We start from the raw sequence: 17,040 nt of genomic DNA on the forward strand, positions 1-17,040 counted from the left end.
CCATGTTTTCCACGCTGGACCCCATCCTGCTCGCGCGTATCCAGTTCGCGGCCAATATCACCTTCCACATCCTGTTTCCCACCATCAGCATCGCGCTGACCTGGGTGCTGCTGTTCTTCAAGCTGCGCTTCAACAAGACGGGCGACGACCGCTGGATGGCCGCCTATCGCTTCTGGGTCAAGATCTTCGCGCTCACCTTCGCGCTCGGCGTGGTCAGCGGCATCACCATGAGCTTCCAGTTCGGCACCAACTGGCCCGGCTACATGGAGCGCGTGGGCAATGTGGCCGGGCCCCTGCTGGCCTACGAGGTACTGACCGCCTTTTTCCTGGAGGCAACGTTCCTCGGCATCATGCTGTTCGGCATGCGCCGCGTGAGCAACCGCACCCATACCATCGCGACGCTGCTGGTGGCCGGCGGCACGACGCTGTCCGCCTTCTGGATCCTGGCGCTGAACTCTTGGATGCAGACCCCGCCGGCTTCGAGATGATCGATGGCCGCGCCCATGTCACGAGCTGGCTGGAAGTCATCTTCAATCCCTCCTTCCCCTATCGCCTGGTGCACATGCTGATTGCGTCGGGGCTGACGGTGTCGTTCCTGCTGGCCGGCATCTCGGCCTATCGCTGGCTGCGGCGCGACCGTGCGCCGGAGGTGCTGTCGTCGCTGCGCACCGGCGTGTTCGTCGCCGCCGCGCTGATCCCGCTGCAGATCGTCGTCGGCGACCTGCATGGCCTGAACACGCTGCACCACCAGCCCGCCAAGATCGCCGCGATGGAAGGCATCTGGACCACTGGCAAGGGCGTGCCGGCGGTGCTGTTCGGCTGGCCCAATGCGCTGACCAAGAGCAACGACTTCGAGATCGCGGTGCCAGGGCTGGCCTCGTTCTACCTGACCCATGCATGGGAGGGCGAGGTCAAGGGCATCGACGCCTTCCCCGAGCACCCGCCGGTGCTGCCCATCTTCATCGCGTTCCGCGTCATGGTCGGCATGGGCCTGCTGATGCTGGCCGTTTCGTGGCTGGGCGCATGGCAGCTGCGCAAGCGCGGCGAACCGGCGCGGTGGCTGGCGCGTGTGCTGGTGGCGATGACGTTCTCGGGCTGGATCGCGCTGGTCGCGGGCTGGTATGTGACCGAGATCGGGCGCCAGCCGTACCTGGTGTACGGGGTGCTGACCACGGCCGAAGCCGCCTCCGACGTGCCGGCCACCATGATCGGCGCGACGCTGGCGATGTATCTCGCGCTGTATGCGGTGCTGATCGCCGCCTATGTCTCGGTGGTGTTCTACCTGGCGCGCAAGGCGGGCAGCGATCCCGCGCCGGACCGCCCCGAGATCGAGACTCCCCAACCCGTGGTGCCTGGCGATATCCGGAGCGCAGAATGACCGACCTCACCCAACCCGCGGGCTGGATGCCGCTGGTCTTCCTCGCCCTGATGGGCATCTCCATGCTGGTCTACGTGATCCTGGATGGCTACGACCTCGGCGTGGGCGTGCTGCTGCGCCGCGCCGACGACGCCGACAAGGACACCATGATCGCGTCGATCGGCCCGTTCTGGGATGCCAACGAGACGTGGCTGGTGCTCGGCGTGGGGCTGCTGCTGACGGCCTTTCCCATCGCCCACGGCGTCATCCTGACGCACCTCTATCTGCCGGTGGCGCTGATGCTGGTGGGGCTGATCGTGCGGGGCGTGGCGTTCGACTTCCGCGTCAAGGCGCGCGCGCACCACAAGCCGTGGTGGAACCGCGCCTTCTACGGCGGCTCGCTGCTGGCCAGCTTTTCGCAGGGGCTGATGCTCGGGCTGTATGTCACCGGCTTCCAGTACGAATGGTTCGACATCGCCTTCGCCGTGGTGGTGGGCCTGTGCCTGGTGTCCGGATACTGCCTGCTGGGGGCGGGCTGGCTGATCATGAAGACGGTCGGGCCGCTGCAGTTGCGCGCCATGCATTGGGCACGGCGCACGCTGTGGCTCACCGGCGTCGGCATCGCGGCGATCTCGCTGGTAACGCCCTGGGTCAGCGAGCGCATCTTCGACAAGTGGTTCTCGCTGCCGAACATCATCCTGCTCGCGCCGATCCCGCTCGTCACGCTGGCGCTGTTCGTCATCATCGACCGGCTGCTGCGGCGCATGCCGGCCATGCATGCGGTGGGCAACGACCACTGGGCGTGGGTGCCCTTCGTCGGCACCGCGGTGATCTTCCTGCTGGCATTCATCGGCCTGGCGTACAGCCTGTTTCCCTACCTGGTGGTGGACCGCATCGATATCTGGCAGGCGGCGAGCGCGCCCGAGTCCCTGATGGTGATCCTGATCGGTGCGGTGATCGTGCTGCCCACCATCCTTGGCTATACGATCTATGCCTACCGGGTCTTCTGGGGCAAGGCCACGGACCTCCAATACTATTGAGCGACCGGGACACGATGGGCGGCGGCCACGACACCACGCAAGGGCGGCAGGACAGGCAGCAGAGGCAGGAGCGGCCCGTGGGCCGCTGGACCGCGAAGGTCCGCACCCACGCGGGCGCGCAGGTGCGCGCGATCACGCGGAGCAATTCCGGCCTGACGCTGGACTACGACAATCCACCCGGAGACCCGGGCCTGTTCGGGCCGGAGGCGGTCTGCTGGCGGGTGCACGGCGACTTCCCGGCGATGCTGGCCGGCGGCGTCAGCGCGCTGCTGCTGCAGGCCATGCATCCGCTCGCGCTGGCCGGCGTGTGGGACCACTCCACCTTCCGCTCCGACATGCAGGGGCGGCTCGGCCGCACTGCGCAATTCATCGCGGGCACCACCTATGGCAACCGGGCCGACGCGCTGAAGCTGATCGAACGGGTGCGGCGCATCCATACCGGCGTGCACGGCATCGCCCCCGATGGCCGGCCCTACGCGGCCAGCGATCCGGCGCTGCTCACCTGGGTCCATGTGGCGGAAGTCTCCAGCTTTCTCGCGGGCTACCTGCGTTATGTCGGACCGCTGAGCCGGGCCGAGCAGGACCGCTACTACGGCGAAGTGGCGACGGTGGCGGAAATGCTCGGGGCCAGCGACGTGCCGCGGACCCGCGCGGACATCGACGCCTATCTGGAAGCGATGCGGCCGCAGCTGGTGGTCAGCGACCGTACCCGGGAAGTGGTGCGGCTGGTGTTGGCGATGCCGGTGCCCAGCCCCCTGCTGGTGCCCGCCGTGCGCATCATGGCGGACGCCGGTATCGCACTGCTGCCGCCGTGGGCCCGGCGCGAACTGCGCGTCCATGGCGCGGCGTCGCTGCGGCGGCCGGCCGCGCTGGCCGCCATGCGCCTGCTGGCCCCGGGCCTGCGGTGGGCGCTCGGTGGCGGACTGGCGGCGCGCGCACGGCGGCGGGTGGCCAATCCGGCGAAGGCCTGACCGCTATTCGACGCTGGCGGCGACCGGCTTGGCGCTGCCGCGCAGCGTCGCCTCCGTCAGCCGCGCGACCAGGAAGGGCGCCACCAGCGATACTGCCGCGCTGAGCAGGAACAGCGTGCGGAAGGCGCGCTCCGCGGTCGCGCGCACCAGCGCGGCATCCGCGCCCGCGCCCAGGTCCAGCACCCGCCGGAACATGCTCATCAGCACATCCTCGCCCGCCTGCAGGCCGTCGGTCGCCATGCCGCTGTAGCGCAGCAGCGCGATCAGCACCGTGGTGAGCACCGCCACGCCGACGGCGCCGCCCAGCATGCGCGAAAACGCGGTCAGCGCGGTGGCCACGCCCACCTGGCTGGGCGGCACGGCATTCTGCGTCGCCACCAGCCCGCTGGGCAGTTGCAGGCCGATCGCGAGGCCCAGCACGACCATGACGATCGCCGTCAGCGGCACGGCGCCGGGGCTGACGAAGGCGAGCGCCGCGATGGCCAGCGGCGCGACCGTCGCGCCGGTCATCTGCAGCGGCTTGTAGCGGCCCGTGAGCGTCATCAGCCGGCCGGCGACGAATGCGCCGAAGGGAATCGCCAGCGTCAGCGGCACCAGCCGCAGCGCGGCCTCGTCGGCCTGCGCGCCACCGACGACCTGGAATCGCAGCGGCAGCAGCACGGACATCGCGATCAGTTGGAAGAAGCACAGGAACAGCGTGATGCAGCAGATCGCCACCGTCGGCACGCGCAGCATCGCCAGCGGGATCACCGGATCGGCGGCGCGGCGCTCCTGCCAGACGAAGCAGGCCAGGCCCACCAGTCCCGCCAGCAGCAGCCCGAGCGTGTCGGCGCGCCACAGTTCATGCCCCTGCCCCAGCCGGGTGAGAAACACGAGCACCCCCGTGAGACCGCCGCCGAACAGCAGCGCGCCGAGATAGTCGATGCGCTGGCGCCGGCCGCCGGCCGGCAGGTGGCGCAGCGCGCGCCGGACCACGATCAACGCGAGCAACGCCAGCGGCAGGTTGATCCAGAAGATCCAGCGCCACGACAGGTAATGGGCCAGATAGCCGCCGATCACCGGACCGGCCATACTTGCCACCGCCCACACCCCGCTCACATAGCCCTGGTAGCGGCCCCGGTCGCGCAGCGGCACCACGTCGGCGATGGCGGCCTGCGAGACCGAGATCAGGCCGCCGCCGCCGAGGCCCTGAAGGATGCGCGCCACGATCAGTTGCGGCATGGTCTGGGCCAGCGCGCACGCGATCGAGGCAAGCAGGAACAGCACGATGGCGAACGACAGCACGGAGCGGCGGCCCAGCACGTCGGAAAGCTTTCCGTAGATCGGCGTGGCCACCGTCGAGGCGATCAGGTAGGCGGACACGACCCACGCCATCAGTTCGAATCCATTGAGCCGCAGCGCGATCTCGGGCAGCACCACCGCCACGATCGATTGCTCCAATGCCCCGAGCAGGATCGCCAGCATCAGGCCGAAGATTACCTGCATCACCGGCACATCCGGCGGCGGCTGCACCGGCTCGGCGGCCGTGCGCTGCGCCGCCCCGGGGGCGCCGGACGCGCCTGCGGCGGCCGACAGGGAATGCGGAGGAACTGGGCGTGAGGCGGAGGCGGTCATGAGACGCATCTGGACGGGGGAAGGCGGCGGGGGCGCGAAGCGCCTGGCGGGCGGCGACGGCGATACCGGACTCGTCCGATTCGGTATACAAAGGCGCTATTGTAGGCGCCGCTGCCCGATCATGCTGGCCAAGTGTGCCGCAACGTGCCTCCCAGAAGTCGCAACGTGCCGCCAAAGATACTTTTGCAGCACTTTTTGTGCGATGCAAGTGAGAAATAAAGGGGAAAACCTAATGTATTTGAGTGATGACAAGGAGGCAAAATGTCATCTAATGGTGGCGTGTCAGGAAGAACGGCCCAGCGCCGTCGCCCGCCACGGAAGGTAGAAAAAGCGCGGATGCAAAAAAAAGAAGCCCACGCGCGGGGTGCTCGTAGGCTTTCCAGGACTTCCAGGAGCCGTAAGGCTCAGTGCGAATATAACGTCGCGCAGATGAGATGTAAATCGGCTTTCCATCGGTAGAAATCCTGATGGAAAATCTCCGCGTTCCCGCTAATTGTTACGCTGTCGTCGCTTACTGAGGTGTCGGCACGTATCGCACACCGCGGGACGCCACGGCAGGCCCCTCGCCCAACCCGCCGCCCAGTCTGCTCGCGTCGTCGCGCCGAGCAGCAAACGACGGCGCGGCGCCGATCCACGGCCGGACGTGAAACGCTCCTCCGGACGCGGATGGTCATCCCCTCTTCGCTTTGACGGCAGCCGCCGACCGTCTCACGACCCCGCGGCCGTGCTCGCCGTGAGCCGTTCCACGCACCGCTTTCGGTTTTCTGAAGCCGACACCTATTTTTATTGCTTTATCCCGGCCAAAATCGGTCGATAGAACTCTGCAGAGTTCTTCCGGAGTCGTCGTGAAGCATCAGGAAACCAGAAGTAAGCGTCCCGGACGGAAACTTCAACAGCAGCAACTGGCCATTCACAGCGCCAGCCGGCTTCCCGTTGTCATCCATCTGTCCAACGGGACCCGCTTGCGCGGCATCGTCGTGGGCTCGGACGAGTACATGGTGCTCCTGGCCATGCATGACGGCGACACCAACCCCCAACTGATCTACAAGCATTCCATCTCGGCGGTGACGCAGGTTCCCGCGGATGTTTCGCTGCCGGCCGACGAGATGCCGGACTCGCCGGACTTCGTGCCGATCTTCGTGCCGCGCACGCGGACGCGGCGCAAGCGGCCGCCGGCCAGACGTCGCGAGGTCGAATGTGCCGACACGCCGGCGCCCGACGCGGAAGCGCCGGCCGCGGACAGCGCGCAGGCCGCCCCGCTGCTGGCGCTGCAAGGCACCGTCACGGTGTAGGGAATCGTGGAAGGCCGCCCGGAACCGGGCAGCAGGCGGCGGCGCCGGCCCCGGCGCGATCAGGCCGCGGCGGGATCGAGGTCCGCGCGTTCCACCGCATAGAGCCAGGCGAGCAACTCGGCGACGGCGACGTACAGTTGCGGCGGAATCTGGGAATCGAGATCGACCTGCATCAGCAGGTTCACCAGGGCCGGCGAATCATGCACGTAGACGCCAGCTTCCCTGGCGCGGGAAATGATCGAGTCCGCGACCACGCCGTAGCCCTTGGCCACCACGCGCGGCGCCCCGTCTCCCTCCTCGTAGCGCAGTGCCACCGCGCCGGCGCGCGGGTCCTTGTCCGCGGGCGCGCTCATGGCCGCCCCCGCTTGTCATCGGGCAGGCCCGGGCTGACCGTCAGCCGCATCAGCACCAGACCGTTGGCCGACAGGTTGCCGGAGAACGCCGAACGCGAGTCGTTCAGGCGCGACGCGGTCTCGCCGCGCACCGTCGACACGGTGGCTTCGAGCCCGGTGCCGTTCAGCGTGAGCCGCGCCTCGACGCGCCCAAGCCGTGGCAGGTCGATGACGAGCTTCGTCGACCACGGTTGTTCGTCCGCGGCGCCGCCGGTGTCCCCCTGACGGCGCGACACTTCCCATTCCATCGGCACGTCGGGCCACGCTTCGCCGCTCCAGCGGAATTGCTGCGTGGCGAGCAGTTCGAGCTGCTGGCGCACGAGACCCTCGGTCGCGGGATGAATCGGGTTGGCGGCCGGCGCCTCGGTGCGGGCGTTGCCGGCGGGCGCCTCGCCGCCGGACGACGATGGCGGGGTTACGTCGAACACGACCTCGGCACGGCGCGCGTGGGCGCCCTGTGCCACGGACTCGTAGGCGACCGCGGCATTGGCGGTCTGCCTGGCAAGCAGTTCGGTGGGCGAGCGCGCCGGCAACGGATCGAGCTGGCGCGCTCCCTTTTTGGCCACCGGCGTATCGGCGGCCGGCCGCTCTCCCGGGCGGGCGGCGCCCTCTTCGGCCTTGGCCTGCCCAGGTTCGCCGGCAGCGGGGCCCGGCAGCATAGGCAGGGTCGCGGAGGGGGACGATCCGCTCGGCGCGGGCAGCAGCAACACAGGCGCGGCGGGCGCTCCAGGGGCGCCGTGCGGCTGCCCGCCCATGGGGCCACCGGCCTGGCCCGGCGCCGGAGCGTGCGGTGCCGGCGGGCTTGCCAGCCGTGCCTGCGGCTCGCCTCTGACCTCGGCCAGCGGGCGCGCGCCTTGCACCCAGTCGGCCAGATGGCTTTCGTAGAACAGACCGCTTTGCTGCAACAGTTGCGGCAGCGCCTGGCGCAGCGCCGTGGCGAGCTGCGCGGGCGTTCCACTGGGGGCCGAGCGCAGCACGGGCGCACCGGGCGGTGCGGCCATGCCCTCGCCGTCCAGCACATGCAGGATGGCGCGGGCGGCAAAGCTGAGCGTTTCGCGCGTCGAAGTGGTCTGGCCATGCGCGGCGCCGCTCCCGCCGCCCCGCTCGGTGGCCGCCGTGCCGACACCCGCTCGAATCAGCGTGTTGTCGCCAGGCGCGACGCCGCCGTCCGCCGTGGGAAGCACGGGCAGCAGCGCGGCCAGTCGCGAGACCGGCGGCGCCGAACGGTTCAGGGCCTCGCCGCCACGCATCAGCGTGGACGGATCGGGCGTAACGGGAATGCCTGCCATAGTGGGTAGCGGACCGCCGCTAGCGACGGTCCGGCACGGGCGGCGTCAGAAAGGGACGCGGTAGGTGTGGCCGAGGTCGAGCCGGCGACGGGCGGTGCCGAGCAGATCCGAGAGCCGTTCCCATTCGGGAACGAGTATCTTGCGGATCGCGGCATCGTACGACAGGATGCGTTCGAGCTTGCGGTGGCGCACCGCGCGCTCCTCCTCGGACAGCGCGCGCGGCAGATCCTGCGCGGTACGCAACACTTCGACCTGCTGGCTGTAGACCTGCTGCAAGCCGTTCATCGCGTCCCAGTTCTGCGCCTCGCACGCTTCGAGCATTTCCCTGCAGATGCGCTCGAGCTCTTCGTAGCAACGCAGCAGCGGACTGGCGGTTCCCATGTCAGGCCCCCATTGCCGCACGTTGTACATCGGCCTGTGCCTGTCCGGCGTCGTTCGCCTGGCCCGCCTCGCTCCATGCGGAGGCGAGGCCTTCGAGCAGCCCGTCGACTTCGTCGAGCAGCGCCACGTCGTTGCGGATATTGGCGAGCATCAGGCGGCGCGCCATGTATTCATAGAGCTGTTCGAGATTGGCCGCGATCTCGCCGCCCGCCTCGTGATCCAGCACGGCGCGCAGGCCGTTCTCGACGATGTCGATCGCCTTGGAAATCGCGTCGCCCTTCGCGGCGACATGGCCCGTCGACATCAGGAATTTCGCGCGCGCGATGGCGCTGCGGGCGCCATCGAACAACATCACGATGAGCTGATGCGGACTGGCGCTCATCACGCCGGTGTGGACGCCCAACGTGGCATATGCGTTCGCGGCATTGCGGGCATACATGGTGTGCTTTCCTTGGAATATTCGGTTTCAGCCGGCGCGGACGCCGGCTGGGCCATGCCGGGTACGCTTACTTGTTGTTCCCGTTCATGGCGTTGAACTGCTGGGTCAGATAATTGCTGGTGTTGTTCATCTGCGAGACCAGCGTGTCGAGCGCGGCGAACTGGGCGCGATAGCGCGCGATGGTCGCTTCGATGCGTTCCTCGGTGGTCTCGTAGAGATCGTCCAGGTCGTCGAGCTGCGTCTTGGCGCCTTCGGTCGCCACGGTCAGCGAGCCGCCGGTACGGGTGTAGCTGGTGATCTTGTCCGACAGCGCGCGGCCCACGCCGCCGGTGGTGCCGTCGCCGGCGAACAGCTGCTGCATGCCGGCCAGGTTGTTCTCCACCGCGGCCGTGAACTTCTCTTCGTCCACCTTCATGGTGCCGTCGAGCTGGAACTCGATGCCCACGTCGCCCAGCATCTTGTACGGCGACGTGCCGCCCTGCGGCGTATTCATGATCGTGCGCAACTGCACCTGGATATTGCGCAGCGTGCCGTCGCCGGTCAGCGCGGCATTCGTTTCCTCGTCCACGTCGAACGCGGTCAGGTCCGCGATCGTCGATTGCAGCTTGTTGTACGCGCTGACGAATTCGTCGGCGGCGTTCTTCATCGCAGCGGTATCGCGCGTGACCTTCAGCGTGCTGGTGCCCAGCGACACGGTGGTGAGCGTCACGCCCTGGATGGCTTCCTTGAACGTGTTGCTGGTGCTGGTGACCACCATGCCGTTGATGGTGGCCTTGGCATTCGTGCCGCGCAGCGTCTCGGTCGTGCCGCTGGGCTGCGTGGCGGCTTCCGGATCGTAGCCGATGGCGTTGGCCACCGTGCCGGTGCCGGTGATGCGCATGGTCGAGGCTTCGCCGGTCTCCTTCGAGGTCAGCACCAGGCGGTAAGGCGTGCCGCTGCCATCGTTGACGATACTGGCCGTGACGCCCATGTCCGCCTTGTTGATGGCGTCGCGCATGCCCTGCAGCGTGTTGTTGGTGCTGTCGATGGTGATCGACTTGGTCTTGCTGGCGACCGGGGTGAATTCCGGATCGATGTAGGTGCCGGAGGTTTCGTCGTAGCCGGTGGTGGTGCCGAACTCGAACGTCAGCGTGCCGGTGCCGACGGCGGTGTCGGTCTTGGCAAAGCCCTTGGAGGCCAGCGATTGCGCCTGCGCCAGGCGGTTGACCGTAACCGTGTAGTCGCCGTTCACAGCCTTGGCCGTGGCGGACACGCCGATGATGCCCGACGTGCCGAGCGAGGTCTTGGCCGCGCTCCAGGTGTCGTTGCTCATCATCGCCTTGGCGGCCTTCTGGTAGGCCTCCAGCGCGCTCTTGAAGCTGCCGTAGCCGGAGATCTTCGCTTCCGTATAGGCCTGGCGCGACTCGATCACCTTCAGCTTGCTGTTTTCCGCCGCTTCGAGGTCGTCGAGCAGGTCGCTCAGGGGGAGGCCGGAGCCGATACCGATGGAGGAGACCGCCATGTTGTTGTTCCTTGCTAGCTAAGTTTCACTGTTTCGATTGCCGAACCGCGCCGCGGCTCACGCCTTCTGGCTGACCAGCAGCCCCTGCAACTTGTTCATGGCGCGCGAGACGCGCAGGAATTCTTCCGACGGGATCTGGCGGATGACATCGCCGGTGTCGCGGTCGACCACGGTGGTCACCACATGCCGGCTTTCCTTGTCGATGTCGATCCGCAGGCTGACCCAGGTGCCCTTGAGCAGGTCGTTCAGCTCGGCCACCTGACCGGCCAGCTCCGCCGGCGGCTGCTCGTCCGCCGGCTTGCCGGCGGCGGCCTGCGCGCCCACGGGTGCCCCGCTGGCGGAGACCGGTGCGCGCGGTGCGGACGGGGCAGTGCCCAGTGGCCCGGCGGGCGCGTTTACCAAGGCAGTGGCGGAAGCTTCCATGATCGGGTCCGTCGAAGGCTGGTTCGTCGATAGTTGTGCTGCTGACCGGTTGCTGCGGCGTGAAGCCGGATCTGCGGCTTCGCGGAACGCTGAGGAAGAGGCCAGGCCGTTCGCACGGCGTGCCTGAACACTTCCTCAGAATTCCGGGCCCTGGGCAAATGGCGACCCGCCGATGGCGGCCCACTTGCCGAGGGCTCCGGCGAAAAACCGGACCAGCCGGTGAGGCTGGCCCGGTTTTCCCGGCCCGGAGATGTTCTTCCGGGATACTGCGTGTTACTGAACCTGCGATTAACGCAGCAGCGACAGCACGTTTTGCGTGGTCTGGTTCGCTTGAGCCAGCACCGAGGTACCAGCTTGCTGCAGGATCTGCGCACGGGTCATGTTCGACACTTCCACTGCGTAGTCAGCGTCTTCGATACGCGAACGGGCGGCGGACAGGTTGGTGACCGTGTTGTTCAGGTTGTTGATGGTCGATTCGAAGCGGTTCTGGATTGCACCCAGGTCGCTACGCAGCGAGTCAACGGTTGCCAGAGCGGAGTCCAGCTTCGACAGCGGGTCGGCGGTCAGCTCGTCGCCCAGCGTCACAGCGCCGGTCGAGGCGTTGACGGTGGCTTCGAAGAACACTTCGGCGCCGTCGTCGTTCTGGCCCTTCACGACATACTTCGTGCCATCTGCCAGCGGGGTCTTCAGGGCGTGCAGGGCCGGGCTGCTGCCAACCTTGGTCGCGTCCAGACCGCTCAGGTCCACGGTCACTGCGGAACCCGGGACACCCACTTCGGTCAGCGCGCTGCCAACCGTAGCAGCCGTCGTAGCAGCCGACGAGTCGTACGAAACCGTACCAGCCGATGCGTCGACCGTCGCGGTGATGAACGTCGAACCACCGTCCAGCGACACGTAGTACGAACCAGCCGAATCCAGGTGCAGCGTCGCGGTAGCGGCGGCGTTCGCGTCGGTACGGCCAACGATGTCGTCGGCAGCCACGATCATGCCACCACCAACGTGCACGTCCTGACCGGCAGCGGCGGATGCCGTGGCGGCCACCGACGTCGTCGAGTCGAACTCGAGCGCGTTGGTCGTCGAGTTGTACGTAGCAGCGTAGAACGTCGAGCCGCTGTCGTTCGACACGTACAGGGTGTCCGGATCTGCGTCGTCGACGTAGATTTCCCAGGCGGAGCTGCTGGCGGTGTCGGTGAACTCGAGGTCGGTCACAGCGATCGTGCCGGCGGTCAGTTCGGTCGTTGCGGTCGTGGCCACGTTGGCCTTCTGCAGCGACTTGCTGATGTCGTAGGAACCCAGGCCCAGCGTGTCGGCCGTGATTTCCTTCAGGTTGATCGAGATGGTCTCGCTGTCCTTCGAACCAACTTGGATCGTCAGGGTGTTGTCCTTGGCGAGAACCTTCACGCCGTTGAACTGGGTCTGGCCCGACACGCGGTCGATTTCGTCCAGACGCTGGGTGATTTCAGCCTGGATCGAGGTCAGATCCGAATCCGAGTTCGTGCCGTTGGCAGCCTGGGTCGACAGTTCGCGGATACGTTGCAGGTTGTTGTTGATTTCGTTCAGCGCGCCTTCGGTCGTCTGAGCGATCGAGATACCGTCGTTGGCGTTACGCGAAGCTTGCGTCAGGCCCTTGATGTTGGCGGTGAAGCGGTTGGCAATTGCCTGGCCAGCAGCATCGTCCTTGGCGCTGTTGATGCGCAGGCCCGACGACAGACGCTGGATCGCAGTGTTGAGGCTCGACTGCGAGGTGTTCAGGTTGTTCTGAGTCATCAGAGACAACGTGTTGGTATTGATTACTTGCGCCATGGCGGCTCCTTGTGATCTGAAAGAATTAAGGCTTTCCGGCTATCGCCGTAACGCTGGCTGCCCACCGAGCAGTGTGTAATGCGCCACCGTTGTTGAGGTTATCGTCGGTGCCCCAGAAACCTTTAGCGTCGATTTGACATCACGCGGCTTCGCCTAATCCTTTTCAGTCTGTGCGCCATCCGGGAAGCCGGTCTGCCGTTCCGCCCGCAGGCGGCTCACGACCCGGAATCCCTTGCCAGTGGCCGGTTTCCGGCCAATCCGCCGGTCCCGCTGGAAGGCGTGGACCGCTGTTGCAAGTAATTTTTAAATCACGTTTAAAACCGCCGAAAGACCCGCCTAGACCCTGGCGACGTCATGGACTTTGACGATTTTTTGGCTCTGTTCCGCCTTTTGGCGGCCCCTCGCGGGGGCGCCGGGCGTCCATTCCGGACGTCAACGGGACCGGATGGTGCGACGTACACGCCATCGGACATTGCCAGGTGCCAGAGTACCCGCTGGCCGAGGATTCTTTAGAGGGATGTCAGGGGGAAAAGCGGCGCTTTTCGGGGTATTGGCGGAAGGGTGGTTGGCGCCGCTATATATATATAGGGGGCCGGCGGGGCATGGACGACGGTCGGGAGAAACGAAAAAAGCCGCGGCGCGGCTTTTTTGGTTCTGGTCCAGGAATGGAGTCGCGGTCGGGGCCGTCACCCTCCACCGGTCAACATCCCCTCAAAACCCCTTCCAGTAATCCACGAACCCCCGCTTGTAGATGAAATACCGGCACTGCAGCTCGGCATTGATCCGCTCGATCACACTCTCCAGCTCGCCCAGCTTTGGATTGTCCTGCTTGAACAGGAACCAGCTCTTGGCCTGCGGGGCGTAGACCGACGCGCCATAGCCCCACTGCGCCATCAGCACCGCCATGCTGGCATTGGTGTGGAACGCCGTATGGACGACCGGGTCGAGGTAGAACCAGTTCGGGTCCGCCGGCACCCGTTCGCAGACGACCGAATGCATCATCAGCACACCGTCGTCGGCCACCAGGGCGTCGACGTCGTCCAGGTCCTTGCGCTCCAGCACGTGCTCGAACATCGCGCTGTTGATCACGAGGCCGTACTTGCCCAGCGCGGTTTCCTCCACGTATTCGAGCGTGTCGTCGCCCCCGGTCACGTAGCGGTCGAAGATCCTGATCTTCGCGCCGAAATACTTGCGGGCAAACTTGCTGAGCGTGCCGTAGCCGGCCGCATAGTCCAGCGCATCGTCCAGATCGAGCACGCCGTTCCGGGCAAGCATCAGCATCGCCAGCGCCTGGTCGGCGTAGGGGGGCTGGTTGATGCCTTCGTTGCCTGCCTCCACGCTGTGATGGAAGGCGGCGTTCAGTGCGACCCAGTGCTCGGGCGACAGTGCCTTGTGCGTGGTCGAGGCGACGAAGCCGCACTCGCTGCAACGCGCGTAGTCCACCTCCAGCGAGGGGAACGGCGCGCCCGGCGGCAACGTGGCGTAGCGCTTCGAGAAATAGGGCTGGCTTGCCGATCCGCAGATCATGCAGGCATGGTCGGCGGCCGGCGACACGGCAGGCGACGCGAACAGGGATTGCTGGCTCATGGAGAAATGGCGGGGGCGCTGGATGGGGCGTCGCCCCGTGACAAGGTTGACTGGCTCGACGCGGGCTACTTCTCGAACGCGCGCATCCGCCTGGCGGGGTTGCCCATGACGGTGGCGTCGTCAGGCACCTCGGAGAACACCACGGAGCCCGAGGCCACGGTGGCACGGGCGCCGACCTTCACGCCCTGCAGGATCGTGGAGCCGGATCCGATCAGCGTGCCCTCGCCGATCTCGCTGAAGCCGCCCAGCTGGGAGCCCGGATTGATCTGCACGCAGCGCCCGACCGTGGCGTCGTGCCCCACGCCGCAACAGAAGTTCAGGTAGCTGAGGGCGCCGAGCGTGACATTGGGCGACACCACGCACTGGGGAGACACGATGACCCCCTCCTCCAGCCGCGCCCGCTCCGACACCACGCTGGACGCATGGACCAGCGACGGAAAGACGAAGCCCAACGGCTTGAGCCGGTGATGAATCGCGCGCCGCACCGCCGGATCGCCGATGGCGATCACCACGCTGGCGGTGCCGACGAGCCCGGGCGTGACCTCGCCCTTGAACAGCGTGCCGGGCAGGCCGAACTGGCCGTGCTCGTCATGATTGGTGCTGGCATAGCCCACGATGCGCACCGCGTCCGCGAAGGCGGAGGTGAACTCGCGCGCCAGTCCGCCGGTGCCGATCACAAGGATGTCAATCATCTCAAGCCCTCTTGAAACGGTGGCCGACACTGACGCTTTCCAGCCGGATGCGCTTGGGCACCATGTGCGCCTGCAGCTTGTCCTTGAGGAAGGCGGCCAGTGCGTCCTTCTCCAGCGCGCCGTCGGCCGGCTGCACCGTCAGTTCGACGTGCTGGCCGGTGATCGGGTTCTGCCGCGCGTACGCCTTGACCAGCGATACGCCGGGGTAGTCCAGCGCAACCCGCTCCACCTCGGAGGCCATGAACTTGAGCCCGCCGACGTTGATCACCTCGCTGGTGCGGCCCACCACCTTGTAGTAGCCGTCCTTGACCTCGACGATGTCCTTGGTGTCGTACCAGCCGTCCGCGTCGAACGGCGATGGCGCATTGAGGTAGCCGAGCATGCGCGAGCGCGAGCGGATCTGGAGCACGTCGTCGACCACGCGGGTCTCGACGCCCTCGCCGCCCACCTTCATGAACAGGCTGTCCCGGGCTTCGGACTTGACGCGGACGATGCCGAGCTCGGACATGCCGAAGGTCTGGCGGAAATCGACCTGCGGCAGCAGCGCGCACAGCGCGTCCAGCGTCGGCTGGTCCATCCGTTCGGTGCCGTAGGTGATCAGCTTCAGGCAGGGCGGCACCATGTCGGGCACCGCGCCGCTCATCAGCATCATGCGCAGGAACGTCGGCGTGGTCGGCAGCACCTCCACGTCGAAGGCGCGGCAGGTTTCCAGCACCGAATGCACGGTGCGGGCCTGCGGTGCCACCACCACGCCCTTGTTGAACAACGTGTGCAGCAGCGTGTTGATGCCGCCGATATGGTCGAACAGCAGGAAATTGATCGTGCGGCTGGTCGGGCGCGGTGTCTCGAAGCGCTTCAGGAACAGCGTGAGGTCATGCAGGATCGCCTTGGGCCGCCCCGTCGTGCCGGTCGAGAACAGGATCAGGCCGGCATGCTGGTCGCGCCGCAGCGCGTCGATCAGCGCATGGCTGTCCTGGTGCGCGCGCCGGCGGACCGCGTCGCCGTCGATGATCACGTCGACCTGCGCCTGCTCGAAGAAGTAGTCGTGCTGTTGCGCGGTTTCCACCGTCAGGGGCACCACGATAGCGCCAAGGTCGATCAGTCGCAGCAGCGTCAGGATCGACGACGGATTGAAGTCCCCGATGATGGCGACCACGTCGCCGGGCTTCACCTGCGACAGGTCCACCGGGTTTTCCGCGGCGATCTGGGAAAACTTCAGTTCATTGCCGTTGTGGATCAGGAAAGCGTAATCGACGTCCTTCCAGATCTCGCTCAGCTTCGCGATCAGCTTCATCAGGCGCCACCCACATGGAAGACTTGCCCGGACAGCGAGCGGCTGCGCGCGTCGAGCAACAGCTCGACCAGGTCGCTGACCGCGTCCGGGGTGAATTGTTTGGGAATGATCTGCCGCGACACGATGCCCTCGATCTGCGCGGACGTGATGCCCTTGAGCAGCGCGGTGTCGATGGGGCCCGGCGCGATGCAGTTGACGTTCACGCCGAAGTCCGCCATCTCGCGGGCGAACGCCCGCGTAAAGCCCTCCACGCCCGCCTTCGACGCCGCGTAGATCGATTCGCCCTTCAGCCCCAGCGCCACCGCGATGGTCGAGAAGTTGATGATCGAACCGGCCCTGTTGCGCAGCATCAGCGGCGCGAACAACTGGCAGCAGTAGATGGTGCCCAGCAGATTGGTATGGACGATGTTGCGCGATACCTCGGGCGGCGTGGTGACCGCCAGGTTCATCGAGGCGATGCCGGCCGCGTTGACCAGGCCGGCCACCTTGGCCCCATCCGCCTTCAGCGTCTTGATCACCGCCTTGACGTCGTCATACGACGACACGTCGCAGCGCATCGCCGGGAACGGCACGCCCTCGACATTGCGTGCCAGCCCGAGCACCGGCACGCCGGTGGCGATCAAGCGCTCGCAAATGGCGCGGCCCAGGCCCTTGCTGGCCCCGGTGACGACGATCATTGCTGCGCTTCCCGCTGGCGGGCGAACTCTTCCGCCAGCGTGCCGGCGGTGCGGAACATGCTGCGCGACTTCGACATGGCGGCGGCCGAGGTCCAGTCGAACTCGAAGCCGAGGTCCGCGGCCTTGTCTTCCAGCGCCAGGCACAGCTCGACCAGCTTCATCGAGTCGAGCAGGCTGCCGTCGCCGATCAGCGGCGTACCGTCGGAGACCGCCAGGGTCTTGTCTTCGGCCAGCTCGCCGATCAGGGCGAAGATCTCTGGCTTGAGGGTGGCGACGTCGGACATGGGT

Annotated in this window: 16 protein-coding genes and 1 pseudogene; 4 read left to right on the top strand and 13 right to left on the bottom strand. The window is 66.7% G+C overall.

The features are described from left to right. Positions 1–2: 2 nt before the first annotated feature. The 3 genes and pseudogenes from LDO27_RS05640 to LDO27_RS05650 all read left to right on the top strand — a co-directional run bounded on the left by LDO27_RS05640 (position 3) and on the right by LDO27_RS05650 (position 3,368). A pseudogene (locus tag LDO27_RS05640) lies at positions 3–1,378 on the top strand (cytochrome ubiquinol oxidase subunit I). Then, positions 1,375–2,397, top strand: a complete 1,023-nt coding sequence (locus LDO27_RS05645; protein WP_222204803.1) for a cytochrome d ubiquinol oxidase subunit II — start codon at positions 1,375–1,377, stop codon at positions 2,395–2,397. The pseudogene LDO27_RS05640 and the gene LDO27_RS05645 overlap by 4 nt, the downstream one beginning before the upstream one ends. 14 nt (positions 2,398–2,411) lie before the next feature. Then, positions 2,412–3,368, top strand: a complete 957-nt coding sequence (locus tag LDO27_RS05650; RefSeq protein WP_222205218.1) for an oxygenase MpaB family protein — start codon at positions 2,412–2,414, stop codon at positions 3,366–3,368. 3 nt (positions 3,369–3,371) lie between these two features. Here LDO27_RS05650 and LDO27_RS05655 read toward each other — a convergent pair whose 3' ends face one another. Then, positions 3,372–4,853, bottom strand: a complete 1,482-nt coding sequence (locus tag LDO27_RS05655; RefSeq protein ID WP_224040829.1) for an MDR family MFS transporter — start codon at positions 4,851–4,853, stop codon at positions 3,372–3,374. Between the two features lie 974 nt (positions 4,854–5,827). On the opposite strand from LDO27_RS05655, the gene LDO27_RS05660 reads away from it, so the two are divergent. Then, positions 5,828–6,274, top strand: a complete 447-nt coding sequence (locus LDO27_RS05660; RefSeq protein ID WP_224040237.1) for an RNA chaperone Hfq — start codon at positions 5,828–5,830, stop codon at positions 6,272–6,274. Positions 6,275–6,333: 59 nt separating this feature from the next. On the opposite strand, the gene LDO27_RS05665 is transcribed toward LDO27_RS05660, so the two are convergent. The 12 genes from LDO27_RS05665 to LDO27_RS05720 form a co-directional block, all read right to left on the bottom strand. Then, positions 6,334–6,627, bottom strand: a complete 294-nt coding sequence (locus LDO27_RS05665; RefSeq protein ID WP_222204798.1) for an EscU/YscU/HrcU family type III secretion system export apparatus switch protein — start codon at positions 6,625–6,627, stop codon at positions 6,334–6,336. Continuing rightward, positions 6,624–7,955: a flagellar hook-length control protein FliK gene (locus LDO27_RS05670; protein ID WP_224040239.1), complete on the bottom strand. Its 1,332-nt coding sequence runs from the start codon at positions 7,953–7,955 to the stop codon at positions 6,624–6,626. Before LDO27_RS05670 ends, LDO27_RS05665 begins: the two co-directional genes overlap by 4 nt. Positions 7,956–8,000: 45 nt before the next feature. Then, complete coding sequence (locus LDO27_RS05675) at positions 8,001–8,336, bottom strand: flagellar protein FliT (RefSeq protein ID WP_224040241.1); 336 nt, start codon at positions 8,334–8,336, stop codon at positions 8,001–8,003. 1 nt (position 8,337) lies between these two features. Continuing rightward, on the bottom strand, positions 8,338–8,775 hold the full coding sequence (gene fliS, locus LDO27_RS05680; RefSeq protein WP_224040243.1) for a flagellar export chaperone FliS: 438 nt from the start codon (positions 8,773–8,775) through the stop codon (positions 8,338–8,340). Positions 8,776–8,842: 67 nt separating this feature from the next. Further along, complete coding sequence (gene fliD, locus LDO27_RS05685; RefSeq protein ID WP_224040245.1) at positions 8,843–10,276, bottom strand: flagellar filament capping protein FliD; 1,434 nt, start codon at positions 10,274–10,276, stop codon at positions 8,843–8,845. Between the two features lie 57 nt (positions 10,277–10,333). Beyond that, positions 10,334–10,699, bottom strand: coding sequence for a flagellar protein FlaG (locus LDO27_RS05690; protein ID WP_224040247.1), 366 nt, complete (start codon positions 10,697–10,699; stop codon positions 10,334–10,336). 288 nt (positions 10,700–10,987) lie between these two features. After that, the gene (locus LDO27_RS05695) at positions 10,988–12,502 is read right to left on the bottom strand and encodes a flagellin N-terminal helical domain-containing protein (RefSeq protein ID WP_224040249.1); all 1,515 of its coding nucleotides are present in this window, start codon (positions 12,500–12,502) and stop codon (positions 10,988–10,990) included. A 711-nt stretch (positions 12,503–13,213) separates the two neighbouring features. Beyond that, positions 13,214–14,089 (bottom strand): class I SAM-dependent methyltransferase, encoded by an 876-nt coding sequence (locus LDO27_RS05700; protein ID WP_224040251.1) that lies wholly within the window; start codon positions 14,087–14,089, stop codon positions 13,214–13,216. Positions 14,090–14,154: 65 nt separating this feature from the next. Then, a complete protein-coding gene (locus tag LDO27_RS05705) occupies positions 14,155–14,781 on the bottom strand; it encodes an acetyltransferase (RefSeq protein ID WP_224040252.1) in 627 nt (208 codons plus the stop codon). Position 14,782: 1 nt separating this feature from the next. Next, the gene (locus LDO27_RS05710; protein ID WP_224040254.1) at positions 14,783–16,075 is read right to left on the bottom strand and encodes a class I adenylate-forming enzyme family protein; all 1,293 of its coding nucleotides are present in this window, start codon (positions 16,073–16,075) and stop codon (positions 14,783–14,785) included. Next, on the bottom strand, positions 16,075–16,752 hold the full coding sequence (locus tag LDO27_RS05715; RefSeq protein ID WP_222204776.1) for an SDR family NAD(P)-dependent oxidoreductase: 678 nt from the start codon (positions 16,750–16,752) through the stop codon (positions 16,075–16,077). Before LDO27_RS05715 ends, LDO27_RS05710 begins: the two co-directional genes overlap by 1 nt. Further along, complete coding sequence (locus LDO27_RS05720; protein WP_224040255.1) at positions 16,749–17,036, bottom strand: hypothetical protein; 288 nt, start codon at positions 17,034–17,036, stop codon at positions 16,749–16,751. The genes LDO27_RS05715 and LDO27_RS05720 overlap by 4 nt, the downstream gene beginning before the upstream one ends. Between the last annotated feature and the right edge of the window lie 4 nt (positions 17,037–17,040).

The organism is Cupriavidus respiraculi, from assembly GCF_914271545.1.
GTDB lineage: Bacteria > Pseudomonadota > Gammaproteobacteria > Burkholderiales > Burkholderiaceae > Cupriavidus > Cupriavidus respiraculi.

Bases quoted from the DNA above. Each gene is read 5' to 3' on its own strand.
- LDO27_RS05670 (WP_224040239.1), bottom strand. From the start codon at position 7,955: ATGGCAGGCATTCCCGTTACGCCCGATCCGTCCACGCTGATGCGTGGC.
- LDO27_RS05665 (WP_222204798.1), bottom strand. From the start codon at position 6,627: ATGAGCGCGCCCGCGGACAAGGACCCGCGCGCCGGCGCGGTGGCACTG.
- fliD (WP_224040245.1), bottom strand. From the start codon at position 10,276: ATGGCGGTCTCCTCCATCGGTATCGGCTCCGGCCTCCCCCTGAGCGAC.
- LDO27_RS05645 (WP_222204803.1), top strand. From the start codon at position 1,375: ATGACCGACCTCACCCAACCCGCGGGCTGGATGCCGCTGGTCTTCCTC.
- LDO27_RS05690 (WP_224040247.1), bottom strand. From the start codon at position 10,699: ATGGAAGCTTCCGCCACTGCCTTGGTAAACGCGCCCGCCGGGCCACTG.
- LDO27_RS05655 (WP_224040829.1), bottom strand. From the start codon at position 4,853: ATGCAGGTAATCTTCGGCCTGATGCTGGCGATCCTGCTCGGGGCATTG.
- LDO27_RS05695 (WP_224040249.1), bottom strand. From the start codon at position 12,502: ATGGCGCAAGTAATCAATACCAACACGTTGTCTCTGATGACTCAGAAC.
- LDO27_RS05710 (WP_224040254.1), bottom strand. From the start codon at position 16,075: ATGAAGCTGATCGCGAAGCTGAGCGAGATCTGGAAGGACGTCGATTAC.
- LDO27_RS05700 (WP_224040251.1), bottom strand. From the start codon at position 14,089: ATGAGCCAGCAATCCCTGTTCGCGTCGCCTGCCGTGTCGCCGGCCGCC.
- fliS (WP_224040243.1), bottom strand. From the start codon at position 8,775: ATGTATGCCCGCAATGCCGCGAACGCATATGCCACGTTGGGCGTCCAC.
- LDO27_RS05715 (WP_222204776.1), bottom strand. From the start codon at position 16,752: ATGATCGTCGTCACCGGGGCCAGCAAGGGCCTGGGCCGCGCCATTTGC.
- LDO27_RS05650 (WP_222205218.1), top strand. From the start codon at position 2,412: ATGGGCGGCGGCCACGACACCACGCAAGGGCGGCAGGACAGGCAGCAG.
- LDO27_RS05705 (WP_224040252.1), bottom strand. From the start codon at position 14,781: ATGATTGACATCCTTGTGATCGGCACCGGCGGACTGGCGCGCGAGTTC.
- LDO27_RS05675 (WP_224040241.1), bottom strand. From the start codon at position 8,336: ATGGGAACCGCCAGTCCGCTGCTGCGTTGCTACGAAGAGCTCGAGCGC.
- LDO27_RS05720 (WP_224040255.1), bottom strand. From the start codon at position 17,036: ATGTCCGACGTCGCCACCCTCAAGCCAGAGATCTTCGCCCTGATCGGC.